The sequence below is a fragment of the Vagococcus elongatus genome (genome assembly GCF_003987645.1).
Lineage (GTDB): Bacteria > Bacillota > Bacilli > Lactobacillales > Vagococcaceae > Vagococcus_A > Vagococcus_A elongatus.
In genome coordinates this window covers 30,769-53,018 of record NZ_NGKA01000018.1, presented here as the reverse complement: position 1 = coordinate 53,018, position 22,250 = coordinate 30,769, and the positions used below count along the sequence as shown (strand labels likewise).

Sequence of the window (22,250 nt, the reverse complement as noted above, 5' to 3'; positions counted from 1 at the left end):
AGAATCCAGCTTCCTTAAATTTTTATCAGATTTTATCCTACTAAGTTGAAAAATAATTTTTTCTTCCACTTTTCACCACAAGAAGTGGAAGAAAAACTTTTAAAGGTTGAAGTATGAAAAATTCAGGATAAAAGATATGAGGGAGAGAAAAAAATGAAAAAATTATTAGGAAAAATTGTTGCATTTGCCAGCGTGTTATCTTTGGCTTTCGTTGCAACAGAAACAGTTTTAGCAGCACCTGGTGACGAGGGAGAGGCCCCTGTAAATGATATTCGCCTTTCAAAAACGTTCCATACACCAGATAAAGATTCAGTGGATTTGAAAGACAAGACTTTTACATTTAGATTCAAGGTAGGCGGTGAGCCAGGCGATGAGAAAAATAAACCGACCTTTACGCCCCACGGCTCTGATGTCGTAGATGACAAAGTTGTAGCACCAACTCTTGTGATTCCAGATTTAGTATTTACTGGAACAGACAAAGGCACGGTGGAAAACGGCGTCAAAACTACTTATAAGCAGACGGATAATCTTTTCAAATTACTAGATTTTAAAGACAAACCTGCTGGTGTCTATGAGTACACGATTACTGAGGAAGCAGACACTAATACTTTAGGAGCAGGCGAAGAAATAAAATACGATGGAGCAGAGTATACTTTGCGTGTTTATGTCAGCCGTGATGATAAAGGTAATCCTGTAGTCGATGGCGGAACTGTTCAAGGTCCGGATGGAAAAGTAGACCCAGGACCAACAGATCCAATAGATCCAGGCGAAGGTGGCGGAGATAACGAAGTTGTAGCCGCTAATGGCTTTAACTTTGTTAACATTTATACGAAAAACGCCGGGAGTCCTGATGGAGAAGCCAGCTTAGTTATTACTAAAGAAATTGCTGGTAACTTGAAGAACACAGCTGATGAATTTACATTTACTATCAATTTAGGTCAAAGTGTTTTAGCAGGAGACGATGTGTATGATTTGGTTGTGGATGGAAAAGCAGATCCGATAAAAGTTAAAGCTAATGGAACCGACGTTGAATTTACTCTAAAAGGTGGCCAAAATGCAACTTTGAAAGGTGTATCTGCCGGTGTAAATATGACAGTAGTGGAAACAAAGCATGGGGACTATAAACCATCTCATATCTTAACTTTAAATGGTGATCCTGCGACGGAACCAAGTAGTACTACCGAGGCATCAGGACTTCTTGGGGAGAATGAGAATAAAGCTGCTTATACTAACACATGGAATAAAACGACGCCAACAGGTGTTATTTTGAAAAATATGCCTTACGTCATGTTGATGTTAGTGTCCCTTGGCGGATTTGCCTTCTATGTAGTGAGTAAAAAACGCAGAGAAGTTTAATCGGTGGTAAGAAAACTAAGTAAGGTATAGGTTGTGATAGGATGAAAAGAGATAAGTGGTTACGAGCAGGTATCAAGCTTTTGGATAACGGATTTAACTTTTGCGTGTTAATGCTCTTCCTGCTGCTCTTCCTGTTTAGCAGTTATGCTATATGGGATTCTGAACAACTCTATGCCACTGGCAGTTCAAAAAAATATGAAGTATATAAACCAGATAAAAAAGAAAGTAAATCTTTTGAAGAATTAACCATGCTTAATTCGGATGTTTTTGGCTGGGTCTCTGTTTTTGGGACCCAGATAGACCATCCGCTAGTCCAGGCGCAAGACAATGAAAAATATGTTTCAACGGATGTTGAAGGCAACTACAGTATGGCGGGCAGTATTTTTCTGGATTATAAAAATGCCAAAGATTTTTCGGATTTTAATACGATTGTTTATGGACACCACATGGAAAAATCTGCGATGTTTGGAGACTTGGATCTCTTTTTCGATCAAGATTTTTTTGAGAAACATCCTTACGGGAATCTCTATTTTGACGGAAAGGATCACGGCATCGAGTTCTTTGCATTTATGGAAGTTGATGCTTTTGATACCAGTATATTTTATACACCTGTCACAGGTGATGAAGCAAAAAATACCTATTTGCAGACGATTCAGCAAAAGTCCATGTATACTCGTCCGATGGATATCAGTATTAACGACCGTTTGATACTTTTGAGTACTTGTACGGAAAATTCGACGAATGGTCGTCACATACTTATCGGCCGCATTGTGGATCAGGTTTATCCTGACACTTTCCAAGAAGCAGAAAAAACGGTTCATAAGAAAAACTTTATTTCGGGTTTATTCCAGTGGGAAAAACACGGATGGTTGCTAATGGTGCTGCTTTTCTTGCTCCTGCTAGGACTGTTGCTTTTAATCATGAAATTGAAGAAAAAACGTCGATAAGAGTCATTGGAAGGATGGTGAAAATGACGAAGCAGATAAAATTAAAAATGTTTGTCTTGTTTTATTTGATAGCTTTTGGAATAATGCTGACTCCTGAAAAAGTTGAGGCACAAAGCAATGCAAGTGTGACATTTTCAGTTCAACAAGTTTTTGAATCAGATGTTCAAGGGGTTGAGCAAACATTTTTATACCAACTTAAGGCACTAAAAGACTCATCATCGGTACCGGATAGCCAATATACGAATGAATTTGAATTGACCGGCTCTACTTCCCATAGTATGGTGCTGTCATTTACTGAACCGGGTGTTTATCAGTACGAGCTTTTTCAAGTCCTTCCTGACAAGCTGATAAAAGGTTATACTTATGACCGCAGACATTTGACGATTGAGGTAACGGTTTCTTACGATAGGAATCGTGACCTGCAAGCTCTGATGATTGCTAAGGACGGCACCGGTTATAAAGTAAAGGAATTATCTTTTTTTAACACGTTTAAAGGGGACAAAGTTGCAGGTCTGCCAGATAAAGATGGGAAATTGCCGCAAACTGGTGAAGAGAGAGCATTCTTTTTATTAGTGATCGGGTTAGTTATTTTCTGGTGTGGAGGCTTGATATTAGCTTACAAGCATATTTTCAAAACTAGTTCAGAAAGTTAGACTTATTTCCACTAAATCGAACACTGATTTACGATGAAGTCAAGACTGTCTTAATGGCTGGGCTAAAGAAAAATTGCTCTTCTTCAAATGGGATTGATAAGAGAAAACTAAATAATATAAGTAGACCAGTGAGGGTGTTTATCTTTTACTGGTCTATTTTGGTTCTTTGTCAGTGGATGTTGATGGGACTGGAAAATGAATAGAAATCGACTCATCGGTGAAGAAGCTGTTGTGATATTTGTTTTTAAATAAATTCCTGTATGCTACAGATTCTATTGCGTAAATGATAAAAATTTTGGCAGCAAAAAGAAAAGAGTTTAATGAGTTTGAATTTATTATTGAACATTTTCTGTTACGCTATTGGAGTAACGAAAGGTGTAGGATTGTGTAGTAGTTTCTATATGTTTCTTCAGGAAAAGTTCTTTCTTTTAGTGAAAGCAGTCCGTTTCCGGATAATTACCAAATGACAGAACAGCATCAGTTGCTTAGAGATGAGAGTCCATTGTTCCAGAAGACCTTTGCGCCAGTAGAAATTGAAGCTTGTGCTTTTCGTAACTCTTCTAATCTGCTAGGCGCATTATATCAACTGGTGTCGGCAGTAGATGTGGAAATTGATTATTCTTAATCAGCCAACATTTTACGGAATAAAAAGTTTCTCTATTAAACAGTGTTGGTTTGTCTGACTTAAACTTGTTTATTGGGATTTCTTATTCTATAAATAAGTCTTTTCCAAGCTCGTAGGAATTTTTAGTTAGTGACGATACCCATCTCTTTGCTGTGATAAAAATTTAAGCAGGTGGGCTATTACTTGGCTGACATGATTCGTTGCAGATAAAAAGAGCCAACAACATGACAAGAATCAAATCTTGAAAGTTATTGGCTCTGCGTCTTAGCGTCCGGCTCTTTCATAACAGTTAGTTTAAGTTTTTTCAGACAGATCAAGTTTTCCCGCTTACATTTTGGACAGTAAAGCGGAAAGTTTTTAAGCTCTGTATCTAATCGAATTTTATTTCTTGTTTTGTTTTGACAGGTTGGACAATATAGCCAAGTCATAGCTTCACTCACGAGTGCTTTCCTCCTACTAAATTTGATATGCTCTAGTCATCAGGTATCTGTGGATTTAATCAAAGTGTTTTAGTTGAGAACCTACAAAGCCGGCGCCTAACAAGCTTAATCCGCCCAATAAAGCTACTTTTTTATAAGGCGTGACCATTCCGACCATAATACATGCCACCCCTGTGGTCACGTTTAAAACTTGTGTGTGTTTTAAATGTCGTTTGCTCGGTCTAGGAAATCTGATTGAGCTCCCCAGTGTATCATTTGCTTTTTCACAAGCCGAATCCATCACATCAAACATTCGTAAAATCATCATCATTCTTCCTTTCTTTTTCAAAACTAATGATAAAAATCAACAACAGGTAATTATTTTCCAAATAGAAAAGCTGAGTAGTTACGACTTTAAAAAATCAAATAGCTGACAACGCTTGTAGACACCGCACCAACAACTAAAAGCCCGGAGATGATAAAGCAAGCTGAATACATTGTTTTTTTTGTGGGATGATTTTTAAGCAGCCATAGTCCTACGAAGAATAAAACACACCCCAATACGATATTGGTAACAATTGATACGGGTGCAGTTTTCTTTAGCATTTCTATAATGGCAAAAAATAAACTTTTCATTTGTTTTCCTCCTTTTTAAATAAAGATGTGGTTTATCAGATGATAAACCATAAATTGAAAGGCATTTTTGAAATCACATGATTTAGATAGCATATCCTTAGACGACACCGTTGATAATAAAATACTAAAAACGGAAAAGGCAATTTCTTCAGAGCATTTAAGCTTTAAGTTGGCATAAGCAATCGCCTGTCGGAAATAATCACTATTATCATTTTCCAGCTGTGCTTTATCTTCCCTTGACAGCTTATTATAAAATGCTAGAAAATCCACCGTTTTGCTGTCGTATAAAAAAGGTTTGCTTTCGTACTCAGAATACAAATTTTCGATTGCCTCCACAAACCCTTTTTTCGAAGGCACTTGTTTGACATCTTCAATAAACTTTTCATTGACGATACTCTGAACTTCTTTTAACGTTTCAAGGAATAACTCTTCCTTAGACGCGTAAAGATTGTAAAAAGTACCAGTGGAGATATTAGCACTTTTACAAAACTCACTTATACTCGTTTCTTTGTAGCCTCGCTCGACCCAAAATGCGCAGCATATCTCACGCAATGTTTCTTTTAGTTTCTCCTTATCTTCCGATGTGAAGTTTTTACGGGTGCTAGCCAAAAATAATCCTCCTTTCCTAAAGAAATATATTATATGAATATTCATTTAATATATTCATAACTTGATTTTACAATCATATGTTCCGGTTGTCAATAGAGATTGCCTGATTTTAACTTATAGGTCTTCAAGTATGTTGTGAGTTCGAACTCTCTTAGTGTTTAAATTAGTTTGAGTATCATTTTTGGTAGTAAAATTTTTATTGCGTAGTTAATGAGGATTTTTTTCGAAGATGACTGGTGGCTGATAACAATTATAAATGAGGGAAAACAAAAAAGTGTTGAGAAAAATCTTATGCAGATTTCTCATCAACACTTTATATTTTAGAACCAATAATCTTATGTCTTAATATTTTTTGCAAGTCTAGTCAGCATTTTCTTCGTTCACTGCTTCTGGGTGAAGCTCATGATAAGTTTTCATCTCATACAAATCAACAGTAGACTTATTATCCTTTTTAGAGTAAAGGCTGGTAGACTTATCGCCTTTTTCTTTTTCTATTTTCAGCATTTTTTCCATTTGATTTTTGTAATCAAAGTCGTCGACGTTTATTTCTTTGAGTCCGCTGTTTGTGTAGTAGCGTAACAAATCGCCGTTAGTCAACGCATCTGAGATGGCCAGTTGCCGGGAAACTTTTTCTCTTAGCTCATCTATTTTCAGCTGTTCTTCTTCCGTAGTCTCAAAAACCACTGATTCTGTAGCATTACGGTAGATATTTTCTCCAACGACTGTATACTCAGGTGTCATGAAATTCCCGTTACGGAAAGCTACGATTTGCTCATTTTCGTTGGAAAATAAATCTTGACCGAGCATCATGTATTTAGAGTTATCTATTCCCAACAAATGCAGCAAGGTCGGCAAGACGTCAACTTGACCGCCGAAGGTATGATTCACTGTCCCGTCAGACTGACCGGGGATATGGAACATCAATGGGACACGTTGCATCTGTGCATCATCGAAGCTATCCCATGTCTCTTTGGATTTGCCTTCAAGCAGATCTGCCAAATCAGGGTTACGGGAATCAGAAATTCCGTAGTGGTCTCCGTAAAGTACAATCAATGAATTTTCATAGAGACCGGAAGCCTTTAGATAGTTAAAGAATTGTTCCACCGCTTGATCCAGATAGTTGGCTGTGGCAAAGTAGCCATTAATCGTCGTATCTTTTGTATCAGCCAGTGGGAAACCACCTTCTTCCCCTTCCATTTCAGAATAAGGATAGTGGTTCGATACAGCAATCATCTTAGTATAAAATGGTTGTTGCAAATGTTCAAGGTACTGAATGGACTGTTGGAAAAACGGTTTGTCGTGTAGTCCATATTGGAACGAATTATCATCATTAACATCATAGTAATTAGCATCAAAAAAGTAGTCATAACCAAGGTTTTTATATGTTTCGTTACGATTCCAGAATGTCCCGCCGTTTCCGTGGAAGACTGCTGAAGTATAGCCGGCTTCCTGTGCCAGAATATTTGGTGCCGCTTGGAAGGTGTTTTTGCTTCCTAATTGAGTAAACAATGGTCCTTGATCTAAACCGAAAAATGAATTTTCTAATAATGTTTCTGAGTCACTGGTTTTCCCAGAGGCGACTTGATGGAACGAGTTGTCAAAACTATAAGTTTGTTTGTCATGGAATAAACTGTTTAGAAAAGGTGTGACTTCATGTTCTACCCCTTCTTCATCAACCAATTTATAATCAATGACAAATTGTTGCAGACTCTCCAGATGAACGTAGATTACGTTTCGGTCTTTAGCGATACCAAACATTTTTTCATTTGCTGGCACCCTATGTTCTTTGACGTAATTTTCGACATCAACCAAGTCGTTTTCACTTGCTTGTGCACGAATTTGGTTGGTCTGATACGTTTGTACACCGTCATAGGCGGTAAATACATTCAGACCTAAATACTTGACGATATAGTCTTTAGAGAAGGTCCGTTTCAGCAACTCTGGGCGATCTGCTTCTGCCAAGGTCAAGTTGATGGAAAAAATCAAGAGTGATAATGACGTGACCGCAAAAGCATATCTGCTACGGACGTATTGTTCTTCCATTTTGATTTTTTTAAATCCTAACAGACAGCTTATGATGACGATGTCGGCAATATAAAGCAAATCATAAGGTCTGAAAAGTCGTACGGCACTTTCACCTAAACCGGAGGCAACTTTTCCAGCTCCCAGCATGGTATTGATGGTGATAAAATCTGTAAACTCACGATAGTAGACCACATTTGCAAATAACAGCAAAGTAATCAGGCTGTATAAAATCATTGTTGTCCAGTAGGCACGCTTTTTATTTTTTACATAAAGCGCGATGGACAGAATGAAAATGGTCGTTGCTAATGGGTTGATAAACAAAATAAAGTACTGTTGAGGGCTCTCAATGCCCAAATTAAAGTCGAATAAATAAGCAAATATAGTTTTAGCCCAAAATAAAATCGTAAGCAAACAGAAAAATCCCATTCTCTTATTGATCCAGCTTGGAGTATAAGATTTTTTCATTTGTAACATCCTTTCTGATGACTGAACTCAACGAAAAACGTTAAGTCGCATCAAGCTATCGTTAGTATTTTACAGCGAACCCATGATAAAGTCAATTTATTGTAGGATAAATCATACTTTAGCAGTAGGATAATTTCCAATAATAACTTTCAAGAGGGGGAAAGTGTGCTAGAATATTCTCATGAAAGACCAAGAAAGGTAAATGATTGATGGAAAAAGTAAAGATTTGTTCCCGAAGTGTTGAAAAATTTCGCAAAGGCTACCCGCTGATTGTGGCAAAGGATTTGCTCAATGCAGGAGATGAGAAAAAAACAAAACAATGGGTTTCGTTTACGACGAAAAATAATGAGTACTTAGGGACCGGTTATATAGGAAGACAAAATAAAGGGATTGGCTGGATTCTCAGCAGAAATGAACATGTTCCATTGAATGAAGACTTTTTTAAAAATGTTTTTGAAGAAGCCAAACGTAACCGAGGGGCATTTCTTCAAGATGAAGAAACGACGGCTTATCGGTTGTTTAATGGGGAAGGTGACGGGATAGGCGGAGTCACAATGGATGCGTATGGTGAGTTCGTTTTAGTTACTTGGTACAATGAGAGTATTTATTTCTTTAAAAATCTCATCATGGACAGTTTTTTAGCTGTATTTCCCGAATGTCGAGGGATGTATGAAAAAAATCGTTTTGAAAGTAAAGGTTTGCCTGAGACTCAGCACATTTATGGAGAGATTGCCCCAGAACCACTGTTGATTAAAGAGAACGGTGCAGTATTTGCTACCTATTTAAACGAAGGTATGATGACTGGGATTTTTTTAGATCAGAAAGAAGTTCGCGGACGATTGATTGATGGCATGGCTAAGGGACTGGATGTGTTAAATACATTCAGCTATACCGGTGCTTTTTCTGTTGCAGTAGCATTGGGAGGTGCCAAGAGCACCGTCAGCGTGGATTTAGCCAAACGAAGCCGGCCAAAAACAGAAGAAATGTTTGAAGTGAATCAATTGTCCTTAACTAATCATGACATCATCGTGATGGATACCTTCGATTATTTTCGTTATGCCAAAAGAAAAAACATTTCCTTTGACTTGGTCATATTGGATCCGCCGGGGTTTGCCAGAAATAAGAAAAGAACTTTTTCTGTGAGTCAAAACTATGGTGAACTTGTAGACGACGCAGCTAGTTTGATAAGGGAAAATGGTTTATTGCTGGCATCGACCAATGTTGCCAATCTGGACTATGGAAAATTTGTCAGTCTGGTCGAAAAGGGATTGAGAGCCGCTGGACGGACTTTCGAATTGTTAGAAACCCACCGTTTGCCAGCAGATTTTAAAGTTTCAAAGGATTTTCCGGAAGGGAATTATTTAAAGGTATTGATTTATCGGTTGAAAAATTAGAGTTGGAGGGGCTGTGAATGAGAGAGTTATTAGGGTTAGAGCAAGATGGGTTTGAAGGAAAGCCTTTGATTTGTGTTCCTATAATAGGAAGAACTCAAGAATCAATCTATGAGCAAGCACAAGTAGCAGTGGAATCTAAGGCAGATGTGATTGAATGGCGGGCGGATTTTTTTGATGATGACTTAACTCCCGAGACCTTAACTGCCGTGCTGGAAAAATTACGTGAAATTATCAAAGACAAGCCGTTGTTATTCACTTTCAGAACGGCTGAAGAGGGCGGCGATAAGGCTGTCTCGCTCAGTGACTATGAACATCTTTACCACACGGTTATGGAGACAGAACTGGCGGATATTCTCGACATTCAATTAATGACAGTCGAAGACCGCTCCACTTTAATTCAATCAGCCCACGAAAAAGAGTATCTCGTGTTAGTTTCCTATCATAATTTTGAAGAAACACCGGAAGCTGATGATTTATTGGGAATATTTGCCCGCATGAAAGAATCTCAGGGGGATATTTTTAAAATTGCTGTCATGCCAAATGATAATTTCGATGTCTTGAGAGTGTTGACAGTTTCTGAACAGGCGCAAGCCATCTACTTTCAACCATTAGTCTGCATATCAATGGGAGATATTGGCAAAGTCAGTCGCCTGATTGGACATCACTTCGGGTCGGAAATGACCTTCGCCAGCTTATCAGGAGCATCGGCACCGGGACAAATCCCTGTGGAAGAATTGGCACATCTAATTACTGCAATCGATTAGGAATGAAAAACTATGGCAAAGAAAAAACAAGTGAAGACCAATGCATTACGTTTATTAGAACAGAAAAAAATCAGTCATCAAGAACAAAGTTTTGAAATCGATGACACCCAGCATCTAACTGCTGGAGACGTTGCCGAACGCTTAGGTATTCCGGCAGAGAATATTTTTAAAACCTTAGTCGCAGTAGGCAACAAAACAGGCTATCTGGTGGCTGTTATCCCCAGCAACCACGAGCTGGATTTAAAAAAACTGGCCAAAGCCAGCGGCAATAAAAAAGTTGAGATGCTTCCTCTTAAAGAGCTGGAGACGGTGACCGGCTATATTCGCGGCGGCTGCTCGCCCCTAGGCATGAAGAAACAGTTTCCAACATATCTCCACCAATCTGCTGAAACACTTGAGGTTGTCTATGTGTCCGCTGGAAAAAGAGGTTTGCAAATGTCTTTGAACCCGCAAGACTTAAAAAAAGTTGTGGGGGCTCATGTTGCGGATATCGTTCAAGGCTAGAGGATTCAGAATATTAAGATTTTGATGAAGAAAAACCATTTTTACAATAAATCCCCCTAGATAAGGTGCTCACAAACAGGAGTAATTTATCTAGGGGGATTTGCTATGGACTAAAATGAAAAAGTTCATTAATTGAAAATCAGAAGAGAAGCCAAAACTTCCCTTCTGATTTTTATTTTTCTTCTAAAACGATGCCTAGTGCCAAAGCAATCAACAGCGCTTGTTCTTGGTTGACGATGAGTCCAGCGATTTTTTCTTGACTAAAGGCGATTTTTTCAAAGTCGCAAGACGCAAGATTTAGTCCTTTTAACTTTGTATGAAACCAGTTAGTATTGTCCAGTTGACATTTATCTAAAGTTAGATGCTGCCAATCTAGTTCTGAAAACTCACTATCTTTGATAGAACACTCCACAAAAGAAACAATTTTAAATTTGGAGTAATTAAAGGAAGAAAAATCCAACAAACAATTTTCAAAAGTGCAGTCTTGAAAATAACTTTCAGCAAAATTGGCACCTGTAAGTTTCGTATTTTTAAAATGAACTTGGTGAAAAGAGCCGTAGAGAAATTCTGCGTTGGAAAAGTCGCAGTGATCACAAACAATATTCTTCATCTCTAGATGATGCAAGTAACTATTGTTGAGCGAAACTTTGACCAATTTAGAATCTTTCAAAATGACGTGAGTTGCTTCCAAATTATGATAGGTTTGATTTTCAATCAGCAGCTGTTGATAAAACTCACCTTCTTCTATCTGGAAGGAAGGTTCAGCGGTTAAATTTGAAGGTAGCTTAGGTAACACAGGTTTTTTCATTACATTTTCTCCTAAAATTATTTTACGTTTATTACCAGTATAGCAGAGGAAATGCTGAAAAATGTTTCTATGTGGAGAAACTGGCTTTGTTGAGTTTATTTATCATTATCCCAAGGAATTATTTTGAAAAGAAACTGAAATTTTCTGATATTTACTCTGGAAACTCAGCGAAATCAGCGGGTTCAACTAAGGTCATTTCAGAAGAAACCGGCAGTTTCGGCAGCGTGTTTTCCTGCCACATATCCTGTAACAAATGCGGCAGTGATATTATATCCTCCAGTGTAGCCGTTGATATCAAGCAATTCGCCCACAAAAAAGAGTCCGTCAATCAGTTTGCTTTTCAGCATGCGAGGGTCGATTTCTTTGAGATGGACACCGCCGCCGGTCACAAAGGATTTCTCGATAGGATAGGTGGCAACTGCCGTCATCTGAAAAGATTTGACTAAACCAGCAAGATCGTCCATTTGCGTTTGACTTACTTGTTTAAAGGGCATTGTTAAGTCAATCTCTGCCTGCTGTAATAAAAAAGTCAGATAACGATCAGGAAGGAGACCTTTTAGTGCGTTCTTGATTGATTTATTACCGGATGACTCTTTAGCATGGCACAAAATCACCTCGAGTTCCTCCATAGATTTTTGCGGCATAGCATCCAAGGTAAGTGAAACTTCATCACTCTTTTCAAGTTCCTGATTGACAAACATACTGCATCGTAAGGCTGCTGGGCCGGAAACACCAAAATGAGTGAATAAAACATCCATTTGATGACTGACCACAGGTTTACCCGCTGAATTTAATACGGATAACGTCACATCTTGGAGAGACAGACCTTGCAGTGTTTTATTTTTAACAAAAGAGTCATTTAACTTAATCGGAGATTCAGTGGCAAACAAAGGAGTAATCTTATGACCGACACTTTTTGCCAAGGTGTAACCAATGCCGGTAGACCCTGTGTATGGATAGGACATTCCTCCTGTGGCGATAATCGTGCAGGGAGCAATAAATTCTTTCCCGTTTTCTAATCGGATTCCAAGAACTTTGTGCTCATTTTTCAATAATTTTTTGACGGGACTGTCTGTCAATATTTTTACGTTTAATCTTTCAAGCTCCCGATGTAGGGCGTCAACAATTGTTCTTGAACGATTACTGACAGGAAACATTCTGCCATGATCTTCTTCTTTTAAGGGAATCTCCCGTTCTTCAAAAAAGCGAATAATATCAAAATTATCGAATTGAGAAAATGCACTGTATAAAAACTTCCCATTGCCGGGAATATAACGGATGATTTCTTCTGTAGGACGGTTATTTGTGACATTACATCGTCCGCCCCCTGTCAGTAATAATTTTTTTCCTAACCGGTTATTTTTTTCGACTAACAAAACTTCGGCACCATGAGCAGCAGCGGAGATGGCTGCCATCATCCCACTAGTGCCAGCACCAACTACAATCACATCTATAGACATTTGATAACCTCCAATTCTAAAAATAGTGTACCATAAGAAAAAATAAAAAAAATGAATTTATTTTTTTTCACAAATAGATTATACTATTAAAAAATGATGAAAGAGGGATGAGAATGTTAAAAAATGAGTATTTAAAAACGATTAGAGAAAGAATTCAACGTGAAAATCCCTATCAAGCCGAATATCTGCAAGCGGTGGACGAATTTTTGCCTAGTATTGAAGTCTATGTTGAGCAAAATCCGCAGATTGAAGAAAACAGTATCTTAGAATTATTAATGCAAGCAGAACGGGTCATCAAATTTCGAGTCCCCTGGCAAGATGATCAGGGAAAATGGCAGGTCAACCGAGGGTACAGAATTCAATTTAATTCTGCACTTGGACCTTATAAAGGCGGTTTGCGTCTCCATCCGACAGTCAACGAAAGTATTATGAAGTTTTTAGGGTTTGAACAAGTCTTTAAAAATAGTTTGACAGGTTTACCTATCGGCGGCGGCAAGGGTGGCAGCAACTTTGATCCAAAAGGAAAATCCGACGGCGAAATCATGCGTTTTTGTCAAAGTTTTATGTTGGAACTGCAAAACTATATCGGCCCGGATACCGACGTGCCTGCCGGAGATATCGGTGTGGGGGGCAGAGAGATCGGCTATCTTTTTGGCCAATATAAAAGAATCCAGCAATATAGCAGCGGGACACTGACTGGTAAACCTCTTGGAATTTGGGGAAGTTTGGCGCGCACGGAAGCTACTGGTTACGGTTTGGCTTATTTCGTACAAAACTTACTGAAAGATTACCAGGATAGTTTGGCAGGAAAAAAAGTTGCTGTTTCCGGCAGTGGAAATGTGGCAACGTATGCTATTGAAAAAGTACATCAGCTAGGTGCTGTGGCAGTGACTTGCAGTGATTCCAACGGTTTTATTTATGACGAGCAGGGCATTGATGTTGCACTGCTGAAAGAGATAAAAGAAGTTAAGAGGGGCCGGATATCAGAGTATGCCGAAAGAAAACCTAGTGCCAAATATTTTTCTAATGAGTCTGTCTGGACTCTGAAGGAAAGCTATGATATTGCCTTGCCTTGTGCGACCCAAAATGAAATCAATGAGGTTTCCGCTAAGATTATTATTGAAAATGGTGCGAAAATAGTGGCAGAGGGAGCTAATATGCCTTCAACACTTAAAGCAGTTAAAGTTTTTCAGGAAAATGGTGTGCTCTTTTGCCCTGCTAAGGCAGCTAATGCAGGGGGTGTGGCGGTCTCCGCATTAGAAATGGCGCAAAATTCGCAAAGATTACCGTGGACGTTTGAAAAAGTCGATGGCAAGCTTGAAAAGATTATGGAAGATATATATGTTACCTGTCGAGATACAGCAAAGACATACGGTCATGCAGGCAACCTAGTTATCGGTGCTAATATTGCCGGTTTTGCAAGGGTGGCTGATGCAATGATTATCCAAGGATTGGTCTAGTGTTTCTAGGCCTTTTTTATTATTCTGAGAAAGAGTAAAAACTTGCTGTGTTTACTTGAAAAAAGAATGAAAAAAACGTAAAGTATATAGTATAGAGAAAGTGTTAAACTTTTAAGGACAGTTGCTACTCTTTGTTGGGAAATGACCTTAAAAATCATGGTTACGGAACCATCAAACTTAGGAGGAAGAAAATGGCACATATTCAATTTGATTATTCAAAAGTAGAAGGTACTTTTATTGGCAAGCATGAGTTGGGGTATATGCAAAATCAGGTATCAGCTGCGCACAAAGAACTTCGCGAAGGAACAGGGGCAGGCAATGACTTTTTAGGCTGGATCGATTTGCCGGAAAATTATGATAAAGAGGAATTTGCACGAATCCAAAAGGCAGCGGAAAAAATTCAATCTGACTCAGAAGTATTGATTGTCATTGGGATTGGCGGCTCTTATTTAGGAGCAAAAGCGGCTTTGGACTTTTTAAATCATTCATTTTACAACTTGCTGGACAATGATGAAAGAAAAGCACCGCAAATTTTCTTCGCCGGTAACAGTATCAGTTCTTCGTACTTGACAGACTTGATTCATATCATCGGAGACCGTGATTTTTCAGTCAATGTGATTTCAAAATCTGGGACAACAACTGAACCAGCGATTGCTTTTAGAGTTTTTAAAGAAATGCTGATTAAAAAATACGGCCGTGAAGAAGCCAACAAACGTATTTATGCGACAACTGACAAGGCTAAAGGGGCAGTCAAAGTTGAAGCTGATGAAGAAGGCTGGGAAACTTTTGTTATTCCTGACGATGTGGGCGGACGTTTTTCAGTGTTGACGGCAGTGGGATTGCTTCCAATTGCTGCCAGCGGTGCTGATATTTCACAACTGATGGAAGGGGCCAACCAAGCACGTAAAGACTTCTCCAGCGACAAATTGGAGGAAAATGCGGCTTATCAATATGCGGCTTTGCGTAATATTTTATACCGCAAAGGTAAAGTGACAGAGCTTCTGATCAACTATGAGCCAAGCTTGCAATATTTCTCAGAATGGTGGAAACAATTATTTGGCGAGTCAGAAGGTAAAGACCAAAAAGGGATTTATCCTTCCAGTGCTAATTTTTCTACAGACTTGCACTCACTGGGACAATACATCCAAGAAGGACGCCGCAATATTTTTGAGACAGTCATCAAATTAGACAAGCCTCGTCATAATATCAATATTCCAATCACAGAAAAAGATTTGGACGGCTTGGGTTATTTGCAAGGAAAAGATGTGGATTTTGTCAACACGAAGGCTTTTGAAGGTACCTTGTTAGCTCATACAGATGGAGATGTACCAAACTTCGTCATTACGATTCCGGAACAAAATGCGTTCACCTTGGGGTATTTGATGTACTTCTTCGAAATTGCCTGCGGTATTTCCGGTTACATGAACGGCGTAAATCCGTTTGACCAGCCGGGTGTAGAAGCTTACAAGAAAAATATGTTTGCTTTGTTAGGCAAACCGGGCTTTGAAGACTTGGCAAAAGAATTGAACGAACGTCTGTAATTCAATGTTTCTAACAATATAAAATAAAAACTACTCAACGTAAAAGCTCTGAAATCCTCCGAGAGGGGTCAAGCAGAGGGCAAATGGTTGAGTAGTTTTTTATTAGGTAAAATTTCTATGTACTTAATAGCAAAACACCTATATGTGCCTGTTGTCGGCAGAAAATGGTAGAATATTTTCATCATGATAAAAAATAAAGAACTCCCGAGTTTACGGAAGTCCTGTCAGATGTTAGAGCCAAAAAGGTGTCATCATGGCACTGACCATGACTGCTTCATATTTTCTAGCTTCAGGTTTAAGTTGATGGTACAAGGTCATTAAGGCTTTCGGGAGGTCAAAATGCTTGTATAAGCTTTCTTGCTCGATAGCTCTGCATAGTTTAGCTGCGACTAATTTGAAATCACCAGTCTTTTCTAATTCTGCCCCATACATTAAAAGAATTTTTTGCAACTCAGGTATTTTTTTGATTTGCTCGTCTGAATAAGCTGTGCTGATGTTTTTAAACATTTCATCAGCCTTGTTAACATGCTTCATGAATTTCCCCCCAATAAAAGAATTAACCAACATATTACGCCTGTTTTTTGGAAAATCAAGAGGGATGAAAAACAGATTAGTTTTTTATGAGAGAGAACGGGCATTTTATATTTTATGGGGATAGCTGTTTATCGTCGGGTTATTAAGTTCAAAATGAACGATAGCCTTCTCAATCATGAGAAGGCTATCTAACTAATCAATATTTATTATTCTAAGGTTGCAGTTTACTATTACTAAAAATTAACTATTTCTCATTTAAACGATGTATTCCCTAACCACTAATACACCCTTGTAGCCCTTTAGCTACGCCAGTTTTGAATAAATTTCATAAAAACAAATTAAAGTTGTCGCATAAAAATATCTTTCGTATTCATGCATTATAGCACACTTCAAAATATAATGCTAAATGGGGGGAATACCGATTCCTAAAGCATTAAATTAAGAAGTAGAATCATTGCGATGAAATATTTAGTTTGAAATTGAAAAAAGATTCTAAGCGTTAGTTCTTAGAACCTCGTTTCTGTCTTTTAATTTCTTTTATGCCTTGATAACCAATACTTATAAAGATGACCATAGAGAAAAACCCTATTAAAAAAATGGGATTGATTGAATTAATAAATTCCAACATATAATGACTCCTTTTAATTGTTTAGCTATATTGCAGCAATTAAACCGGGATATTTGAATCTAATTTTTCTGAACTATTAACACTCTAAATAATAGTCAATGAACGGCAAGAATTATGACTAATTGGGAGTCAGAGATGCCGTCATTTGAATCCGTAGTTGTTGAGGAATGCTGTATGCAAAAATAATGATGTTTCGAATATATAACATCATCGAAACTAGAAAACAGCAAAAAGAATCATTTTATCAAAATAAAATGACTTTTCAACTTCGCAAATAATCTACTCACTTTGTTTGAATACTAGAATCGCTTTTGCTGAGTTAGTGATTGACATTGTGACGAGAATAAATCCTTTATCGTGCATTTCATTCGCCTTTTTCACGATTGCTTGTGCCATTTTGTCAGCCTTCGGGGAATAATCTATTACAACCGTCTGGTATATACGCTCACTTCCTTGCCAGCATTTATTTTCTTCATTATCCATGGTTTATGGCGTTCACTTCTTAGCTAAAGGATGGGAGTTGTCTATTCTAAGAAATAAAAGACAGATGATTTGATGATGAGATAGAGTGAAAGATAAAAACAAGCCTAGATTATCTCTTAGACTTGTTTTTTTATGAAAATATACGGGGCAATGCCGGACAGACCAGCTGATTCTTTTGAACAGTGTATTAGTGCCAATATTTAAAAGGAAAATCGTTATTTAACTGTCATAACAGTACACGGGGCATGATTGACGACATAAGAAGCAGTGGACCCCATCAACAGTTTGTTGATACCATGTTTCCCAGTTGCCCCCATGACAATGATGTCGAAATTATTTTCTCTGGCGAATTTGACAATGGCATCTTTTGGCGTGTCTATCAAAACCATCACATCGATATTATCATTTCCCTCAGCAATATAATTATTTTCCAGCGTTCGTTTCAAATTTGTCTGTATTTCTTTTTGTGATTTAGTGAGTTCACTGATCACATATGAATCAGGAGCCAAGTAGTCAATAATTGGTTCGAGGACTTGCAAAATAGTGACGTGTCCATTATTTAATTGGGCTAATAATTTAGCATGTTCCACAGCAACTTTAGATTGTTCCGAAGCATCAAATGCGACAAGTATTTTCTTGTATTCTACAGTCATTTTAAGCCCCTCCTTTGTCTATTATTGTAACACAAAGAAGCGTTTACAAAAAATAGGAACCCTATTATTCTCTCAAGTAATTGCTGCTGAACCATTAAAGACGTTTTTATAAAATAATCTGTTCCAGAGAGGGTTAAATATATTTTCTGTTCTTTGAGATGTAGGCTAAGGTGAAGCTGCTGGGATTTCTGATCATCATTTTTTCTATGATTAATTGATTTTTAGCATTGTAGTGTCCAAAAACAGCGAGTTCTTTTTTTTCTGTCATCATCATAAGACTATTAGCGATTTCCTTAGTTGCAATACAGTTGACATTGCCTTCATCAGTCACTAGCGTAAAGCGGATCATAATATTTGGATAATTGCCGATAAATCTGATTTTTTCAAATGTCCCTACTAAGTTTTTTTTCATAGTTTATCCCTCCGGATGACAATGCTCTTCACAATAATTATACGAACATTAGTTCTGATTGTAAAGATAAAAAATGCTGACACACCCTCTGTATGAGACAGAAGACAGGTAATATATTCTTTTGTCGCCGAACATCTTTAGTTTGAAGATTATCTATCGAATAGATGTAAAATCAAAACCTAAAATGACAATGTAATCTAGATTTTGACAAAAACTGTAGGTTATATATTGATTAAAAGGAATTCATTCATCGTCAATTTATCAATGTTTTGGTATAATGGTAGGTATCATAGGAAGTGTGAAAGGGAGGGAGAGTATGAAAACAGCTTTATTCGGATATTTTTATATTTCTAGAAACAGTACTTCTCCAAAAGGCTACTTGAGGATGACTTACTATGATGGCTTTGCTGTGATACTGATGGAAAGGCAGGCAACTGAAAAAGAATTGCTTGTGAACGATTTGGTGTATTGCGGCTACGGGTTCTCAGATGATATGAGTATCAAAAGTAAAATTTTTGAGTACGAAGTAAATATGAAGAAGTATTAATCAAACACATAGCCTGTCGTTATGTGTTTTTATTAATGAAAAGCTTAAAAGGCAACAAAAAAGCCCTCAGCTTTTACGCATGAGGGCTAAAGGAGATTTTATTTACTTTGGAGGAGTAAATAATGAAAAGTTTTGTTAGGGTTGTTTATTGGTATGCTTATACTATATCTTCAAGATGTGAATTTATTGTGATGATTTTAGGAGCATTAGTAGAAATTTGTGTAAAATAAAATGGTTAAGGAGTTGGTCAAATGAAGAATAAAAAGTTGGTATTGTTTGATTTGGATGGCACTGTAACTAATCCAGAAGAAGGGATTATTGCCGCAATAAAGTATTCATTGAAACATATGGATTTAGAGCTTTTATCTGATGAACAGTTGAAAAAATTTATAGGGCCTCCTCTGAAAGATTCTTTTCAGAAACACTATCATTTGTCTGACGAAGAAAGTCATGAAGCAGTTAATTTTTACCGGGAGTACTATGCAACGAAGGGCATTTTTGAAAATTACCTTTACCCGGGTATGTCAGACGTCCTTCAAATTCTTTTGGAAAAGGGATTGCTACTTGGGATTGCAACGTCAAAACCTGAAAAATATGCCAAGCAGATTATGACTTATTTTAATTTAGAAACCTATTTTGCAGGTGTTTTTGGCAGTAAGATGGATGGCACTCGTTCGCAAAAAGCAGAAGTTATCAGCTATGCTCTGACCCATTTTCCCGCAATTGAAAAAGAAGAAGTCGTCATGATTGGCGATAGAGAGTATGATATTTTGGGAGCAAAGAAAAACGGTTTGAAAAGTATCGGGGTTTTGTATGGTTTTGGTTCTCGTGACGAATTGGAACAAGCGGGAGCAACAGCAATCGTCGATGCTCCTAGGGAAATTATCAACGTGTTGATTTAGGAAAACGTTAATAATTGAGAGCGCCAGTCTCGATAGCTTATCGAACAGCTCACTTTTAGCTGAGAATAAAATGTGCTCCGATTCTCAATAGCTTGTTTTAAGCCTTAAACATTTCCGTTAACTGAACACAAAAAAAGAACTTTACACAATATTCCCTCAATATTGGATCAGTTTATAGAGTTTAGGTATAAAATGATTGAGTTAATTGTTAGTGTAAAGCTCTTATGTATAGCTTATCTTAAACTTTCAGCTAATTCAAATAAAGTCCCTTCAAAAAAAGGATATTAGGTTCTAAATGGCATCTTCAAAACAGAAATTGTTATTGATGTTTTTTACTATAGGATTCTTAAAAACAAACCATGTAGAAATTTATTTTACTGGATAATGCTTTTCTATCCTGTTTCTTGAAGTCATCATTAATTAAAAACTGCGTCCGCCGCCGCTTCCATGGGAACGCCCGCTGCTGGAGGTAAATGAACCTCCGCCACCGCCTTTGTTATTATTGGAAGGACGTGGGATATGCCGGCGTGTGATACGGACATCAAATAAATCGTCTTTTTTCACTGCCAAATTCAAAGTTCCCTCCTCACGGTATGGGTAGGAATAGCTGCTCTTTTTAAGCCGATACCTTGAAGCGATGGTGGCAATAGCGACACCTGCAGAAGCCGCTGCGACAATGAAAGCGATCAGTGCTTCTAAAGGGCTGATGCGTTTTACTTTGTCTAACTCGCCAACGTTTTCATCATAAGCATAGCCGGCAGGCATTCCTTGATCCACATAACTACGCACAGCACTGACCACGCTTTGGAGGGCACTTGGAAAGTCGCCATTTCCCATGTCGCTTTCCGCTGCGTCAAGGACGGAGCTGGCTCTTGAATCAGACAAAAGAGCCTTCGTTTTACCTGTGGTGACGATATCAAACTTTCGTTCACCCATGTCGATAATGAAAATAAAGCCATCTTTATGCTCTCCGACACCATAGTCGTTGTAGTCATAAAAATCTGCGGCGTAATGCTCAATAGCTTGCCCGTCCGTACTGTTAGTAGTTAAAACCACTGCGTCCATGTTTGTATCATTGATAAATTCACGCAGCATTTGTTCTAAGGACAGAGTTTCTTCTTCACTAAAAAGTCCGGAATTATCCACAACCACCTGTTCATTTGCCGAAACTAGAGGACTAATCAGTGCAAATAAGACGAACATGACTCCGCTGAGAAGTAAAAATGTCAAACGTTTCATATGAAATACCCTCCGATCAATACGAGGATAAACACGGCTGAAAAAATCGCGGCGGCAAAAAGTCCGACTTTCTTTTTGTCGACGGGCAGCCGGCCGCTAGTCTTCCCAGAATCTCCATTCATGGCATAATAATAGAGCTGCTCCTGATTTTTATCTCCCCGTCCTCGGTAAGTCAGCACCCACACTGGCAGCAGGACATATTGGGACGTATCTTTGACGCCATGGAAATCTGTTTGCTCTTGGAAAATTTGGGTGTAGCCTTTGACCGTATCTTTGAGCAGAGACTGACCGTATCCTTTGAGTTCGCTGCGGACTTCTTCTTGCAAATCTTGATAATTCAAATCACGTTTATCGGCTTGAAATCCTGAAAGATACTTAGATGAAAATTTTTTCGTATGCTGTAAATTAAAAGGCTGTACAGATTGGATCATCGTCAGCGTTTGATTTTTTTTCAAAGCATTTTTAATGAAATTACGAAAATTCATAGTTCCTTCTCGGGCGATATTAAAATATTTCGTTTCGGTCATTTCATAATCCCCTGCCCGCCAAACGCGGATAGTCGTTCCTCTTGCGTGATAGGTAGCTGACAGTTCTCCATCAATCAGCCAATAAGGGAAATAGACGCCTGTGATTTTTTCTATTTGTGCATCGTTAAAAAAATCTTTGGGAACAAATTTCTTTTTCCTTCCCCAAGCGAGGAAGTGTTCCACTGCTTTTTTACGGTCGACAGCAAAGGGCAGGATGGATTCGGGAAGGAATTCACCGCTCACTCTTCCAGATAAAACCACCGGATTGTGACAGTAATAGCAAAACGTTGCTGCAGTGGTCTCATCTGTGACTATTTCCGCTCCGCAGCTGGGACAGCTGAAAAGTTCCAAAGTTATTCCTTCATCTTCGCTGTCTGTATGATTTAACGACTGTTCGTCGAAATCAGCCGACAGGTCAGCTTCAGCGGAGGTCTTTTCAGATTTGGCCGTCAGTAGTGATGTGAGTGCTTCTTCGCTGAATTCACTCAGACAATATTCACAATGAAAAAGTTGTTTTGTCGGGTCAAATAATAAAGGGCCACCGCAATTTGGACACTTGTGTGTTAATACTTCACTCATACCATCCCTCCTTGATGTTTAATCGTCCGTTTTTTTGGTGTAATAATTATTGTCTAAATTCTCATCTTATATCTAAATTC

Annotated in this window: 23 protein-coding genes; 11 read left to right on the top strand and 12 right to left on the bottom strand. The window is 38.1% G+C overall.

Annotation, left to right across the window (positions count from 1 at the left end):
* Positions 1-153: 153 nt before the first annotated feature.
* The 4 genes from CBF29_RS10860 to CBF29_RS10845 all read left to right on the top strand — a co-directional run bounded on the left by CBF29_RS10860 (position 154) and on the right by CBF29_RS10845 (position 3,581).
* On the top strand, positions 154-1,356 hold the full coding sequence (locus CBF29_RS10860) for a DUF7601 domain-containing protein (protein WP_126809750.1): 1,203 nt from the start codon (positions 154-156) through the stop codon (positions 1,354-1,356).
* A 41-nt stretch (positions 1,357-1,397) separates the two neighbouring features.
* Positions 1,398-2,303 (top strand): class B sortase, encoded by a 906-nt coding sequence (srtB, locus tag CBF29_RS10855; protein WP_126809749.1) that lies wholly within the window; start codon positions 1,398-1,400, stop codon positions 2,301-2,303.
* Between the two features lie 23 nt (positions 2,304-2,326).
* Positions 2,327-2,956 (top strand): Spy0128 family protein, encoded by a 630-nt coding sequence (locus CBF29_RS10850; protein ID WP_170170055.1) that lies wholly within the window; start codon positions 2,327-2,329, stop codon positions 2,954-2,956.
* Between the two features lie 463 nt (positions 2,957-3,419).
* Entirely contained in the window at positions 3,420-3,581 is a 162-nt protein-coding gene (locus CBF29_RS10845) for a hypothetical protein (protein WP_211334284.1), read from the top strand.
* Positions 3,582-3,829: 248 nt separating this feature from the next.
* On the opposite strand, the gene CBF29_RS10840 is transcribed toward CBF29_RS10845, so the two are convergent.
* The 5 genes from CBF29_RS10840 to CBF29_RS10820 all read right to left on the bottom strand — a co-directional run bounded on the left by CBF29_RS10840 (position 3,830) and on the right by CBF29_RS10820 (position 7,735).
* Positions 3,830-4,009: a cysteine-rich KTR domain-containing protein gene (locus CBF29_RS10840; RefSeq protein ID WP_126809753.1), complete on the bottom strand. Its 180-nt coding sequence runs from the start codon at positions 4,007-4,009 to the stop codon at positions 3,830-3,832.
* Positions 4,010-4,076: 67 nt separating this feature from the next.
* Positions 4,077-4,325, bottom strand: coding sequence for a hypothetical protein (locus CBF29_RS10835; RefSeq protein ID WP_126809747.1), 249 nt, complete (start codon positions 4,323-4,325; stop codon positions 4,077-4,079).
* Positions 4,326-4,414: 89 nt separating this feature from the next.
* Positions 4,415-4,636 (bottom strand): hypothetical protein, encoded by a 222-nt coding sequence (locus tag CBF29_RS10830; protein ID WP_126809746.1) that lies wholly within the window; start codon positions 4,634-4,636, stop codon positions 4,415-4,417.
* A gap of 15 nt (positions 4,637-4,651) precedes the next feature.
* Positions 4,652-5,245 (bottom strand): TetR/AcrR family transcriptional regulator, encoded by a 594-nt coding sequence (locus CBF29_RS10825; RefSeq protein WP_170170053.1) that lies wholly within the window; start codon positions 5,243-5,245, stop codon positions 4,652-4,654.
* Between the two features lie 360 nt (positions 5,246-5,605).
* Positions 5,606-7,735, bottom strand: a complete 2,130-nt coding sequence (locus CBF29_RS10820) for an LTA synthase family protein (RefSeq protein WP_126809744.1) — start codon at positions 7,733-7,735, stop codon at positions 5,606-5,608.
* A gap of 209 nt (positions 7,736-7,944) precedes the next feature.
* On the opposite strand from CBF29_RS10820, the gene CBF29_RS10815 reads away from it, so the two are divergent.
* The 3 genes from CBF29_RS10815 to ybaK are packed head-to-tail and all read left to right on the top strand — an operon-like array spanning position 7,945 to position 10,397.
* Positions 7,945-9,129: a class I SAM-dependent rRNA methyltransferase gene (locus CBF29_RS10815; protein WP_126809743.1), complete on the top strand. Its 1,185-nt coding sequence runs from the start codon at positions 7,945-7,947 to the stop codon at positions 9,127-9,129.
* Between the two features lie 17 nt (positions 9,130-9,146).
* Complete coding sequence (gene aroD / locus CBF29_RS10810; RefSeq protein ID WP_126809742.1) at positions 9,147-9,893, top strand: type I 3-dehydroquinate dehydratase; 747 nt, start codon at positions 9,147-9,149, stop codon at positions 9,891-9,893.
* 12 nt (positions 9,894-9,905) lie between these two features.
* Positions 9,906-10,397, top strand: coding sequence for a Cys-tRNA(Pro) deacylase (gene ybaK / locus CBF29_RS10805; protein WP_126809741.1), 492 nt, complete (start codon positions 9,906-9,908; stop codon positions 10,395-10,397).
* Between the two features lie 172 nt (positions 10,398-10,569).
* Here ybaK and CBF29_RS10800 read toward each other — a convergent pair whose 3' ends face one another.
* The gene (locus CBF29_RS10800) at positions 10,570-11,205 is read right to left on the bottom strand and encodes a pentapeptide repeat-containing protein (RefSeq protein WP_126809740.1); all 636 of its coding nucleotides are present in this window, start codon (positions 11,203-11,205) and stop codon (positions 10,570-10,572) included.
* A 197-nt stretch (positions 11,206-11,402) separates the two neighbouring features.
* Positions 11,403-12,665 carry a BaiN/RdsA family NAD(P)/FAD-dependent oxidoreductase gene (locus tag CBF29_RS10795; protein WP_126809739.1) on the bottom strand — a complete coding sequence of 421 codons (1,263 nt, stop codon included), beginning with the start codon at positions 12,663-12,665 and terminating at the stop codon, positions 11,403-11,405.
* 113 nt (positions 12,666-12,778) lie between these two features.
* On the opposite strand from CBF29_RS10795, the gene gdhA reads away from it, so the two are divergent.
* Together gdhA and CBF29_RS10785 are read left to right on the top strand one after the other, a co-directional pair.
* The gene (gene gdhA / locus CBF29_RS10790; protein WP_126809738.1) at positions 12,779-14,125 is read left to right on the top strand and encodes an NADP-specific glutamate dehydrogenase; all 1,347 of its coding nucleotides are present in this window, start codon (positions 12,779-12,781) and stop codon (positions 14,123-14,125) included.
* 191 nt (positions 14,126-14,316) lie between these two features.
* Complete coding sequence (locus tag CBF29_RS10785) at positions 14,317-15,666, top strand: glucose-6-phosphate isomerase (RefSeq protein WP_126809737.1); 1,350 nt, start codon at positions 14,317-14,319, stop codon at positions 15,664-15,666.
* 231 nt (positions 15,667-15,897) lie between these two features.
* On the opposite strand, the gene CBF29_RS10780 is transcribed toward CBF29_RS10785, so the two are convergent.
* From CBF29_RS10780 to CBF29_RS10770, 3 genes are all read right to left on the bottom strand, one after another.
* On the bottom strand, positions 15,898-16,200 hold the full coding sequence (locus CBF29_RS10780; RefSeq protein ID WP_126809736.1) for a bacteriocin immunity protein: 303 nt from the start codon (positions 16,198-16,200) through the stop codon (positions 15,898-15,900).
* A 1,326-nt stretch (positions 16,201-17,526) separates the two neighbouring features.
* Positions 17,527-17,964: a universal stress protein gene (locus tag CBF29_RS10775; protein ID WP_126809735.1), complete on the bottom strand. Its 438-nt coding sequence runs from the start codon at positions 17,962-17,964 to the stop codon at positions 17,527-17,529.
* Between the two features lie 133 nt (positions 17,965-18,097).
* Positions 18,098-18,376 carry a hypothetical protein gene (locus CBF29_RS10770; protein WP_126809734.1) on the bottom strand — a complete coding sequence of 93 codons (279 nt, stop codon included), beginning with the start codon at positions 18,374-18,376 and terminating at the stop codon, positions 18,098-18,100.
* A gap of 316 nt (positions 18,377-18,692) precedes the next feature.
* On the opposite strand from CBF29_RS10770, the gene CBF29_RS10765 reads away from it, so the two are divergent.
* Both CBF29_RS10765 and CBF29_RS10760 read left to right on the top strand, forming a co-directional pair.
* Positions 18,693-18,923, top strand: coding sequence for a hypothetical protein (locus tag CBF29_RS10765; protein ID WP_126809733.1), 231 nt, complete (start codon positions 18,693-18,695; stop codon positions 18,921-18,923).
* 251 nt (positions 18,924-19,174) lie between these two features.
* Positions 19,175-19,825: an HAD family hydrolase gene (locus tag CBF29_RS10760; protein WP_126809732.1), complete on the top strand. Its 651-nt coding sequence runs from the start codon at positions 19,175-19,177 to the stop codon at positions 19,823-19,825.
* 420 nt (positions 19,826-20,245) lie between these two features.
* On the opposite strand, the gene CBF29_RS10755 is transcribed toward CBF29_RS10760, so the two are convergent.
* Together CBF29_RS10755 and CBF29_RS10750 are read right to left on the bottom strand one after the other, a co-directional pair.
* Positions 20,246-21,064, bottom strand: coding sequence for a TPM domain-containing protein (locus CBF29_RS10755; protein WP_126809731.1), 819 nt, complete (start codon positions 21,062-21,064; stop codon positions 20,246-20,248).
* A complete protein-coding gene (locus CBF29_RS10750; RefSeq protein WP_126809730.1) occupies positions 21,061-22,170 on the bottom strand; it encodes a TFIIB-type zinc ribbon-containing protein in 1,110 nt (369 codons plus the stop codon). Before CBF29_RS10750 ends, CBF29_RS10755 begins: the two co-directional genes overlap by 4 nt.
* Positions 22,171-22,250 lie beyond the last annotated feature (80 nt).

Coding starts and splice junctions, on each gene's coding strand:
- CBF29_RS10860 (WP_126809750.1), top strand. CDS start 154: ATGAAAAAATTATTAGGAAAAATTGTTGCATTTGCCAGCGTGTTATCT.
- srtB (WP_126809749.1), top strand. CDS start 1,398: ATGAAAAGAGATAAGTGGTTACGAGCAGGTATCAAGCTTTTGGATAAC.
- CBF29_RS10850 (WP_170170055.1), top strand. CDS start 2,327: ATGACGAAGCAGATAAAATTAAAAATGTTTGTCTTGTTTTATTTGATA.
- CBF29_RS10845 (WP_211334284.1), top strand. CDS start 3,420: ATGACAGAACAGCATCAGTTGCTTAGAGATGAGAGTCCATTGTTCCAG.
- CBF29_RS10840 (WP_126809753.1), bottom strand. CDS start 4,009: ATGACTTGGCTATATTGTCCAACCTGTCAAAACAAAACAAGAAATAAA.
- CBF29_RS10835 (WP_126809747.1), bottom strand. CDS start 4,325: ATGATTTTACGAATGTTTGATGTGATGGATTCGGCTTGTGAAAAAGCA.
- CBF29_RS10830 (WP_126809746.1), bottom strand. CDS start 4,636: ATGAAAAGTTTATTTTTTGCCATTATAGAAATGCTAAAGAAAACTGCA.
- CBF29_RS10820 (WP_126809744.1), bottom strand. CDS start 7,735: ATGAAAAAATCTTATACTCCAAGCTGGATCAATAAGAGAATGGGATTT.
- CBF29_RS10815 (WP_126809743.1), top strand. CDS start 7,945: ATGGAAAAAGTAAAGATTTGTTCCCGAAGTGTTGAAAAATTTCGCAAA.
- aroD (WP_126809742.1), top strand. CDS start 9,147: ATGAGAGAGTTATTAGGGTTAGAGCAAGATGGGTTTGAAGGAAAGCCT.
- ybaK (WP_126809741.1), top strand. CDS start 9,906: ATGGCAAAGAAAAAACAAGTGAAGACCAATGCATTACGTTTATTAGAA.
- CBF29_RS10800 (WP_126809740.1), bottom strand. CDS start 11,205: ATGAAAAAACCTGTGTTACCTAAGCTACCTTCAAATTTAACCGCTGAA.
- CBF29_RS10795 (WP_126809739.1), bottom strand. CDS start 12,665: ATGTCTATAGATGTGATTGTAGTTGGTGCTGGCACTAGTGGGATGATG.
- gdhA (WP_126809738.1), top strand. CDS start 12,779: ATGTTAAAAAATGAGTATTTAAAAACGATTAGAGAAAGAATTCAACGT.
- CBF29_RS10785 (WP_126809737.1), top strand. CDS start 14,317: ATGGCACATATTCAATTTGATTATTCAAAAGTAGAAGGTACTTTTATT.
- CBF29_RS10780 (WP_126809736.1), bottom strand. CDS start 16,200: ATGAAGCATGTTAACAAGGCTGATGAAATGTTTAAAAACATCAGCACA.
- CBF29_RS10775 (WP_126809735.1), bottom strand. CDS start 17,964: ATGACTGTAGAATACAAGAAAATACTTGTCGCATTTGATGCTTCGGAA.
- CBF29_RS10770 (WP_126809734.1), bottom strand. CDS start 18,376: ATGAAAAAAAACTTAGTAGGGACATTTGAAAAAATCAGATTTATCGGC.
- CBF29_RS10765 (WP_126809733.1), top strand. CDS start 18,693: ATGAAAACAGCTTTATTCGGATATTTTTATATTTCTAGAAACAGTACT.
- CBF29_RS10760 (WP_126809732.1), top strand. CDS start 19,175: ATGAAGAATAAAAAGTTGGTATTGTTTGATTTGGATGGCACTGTAACT.
- CBF29_RS10755 (WP_126809731.1), bottom strand. CDS start 21,064: ATGAAACGTTTGACATTTTTACTTCTCAGCGGAGTCATGTTCGTCTTA.
- CBF29_RS10750 (WP_126809730.1), bottom strand. CDS start 22,170: ATGAGTGAAGTATTAACACACAAGTGTCCAAATTGCGGTGGCCCTTTA.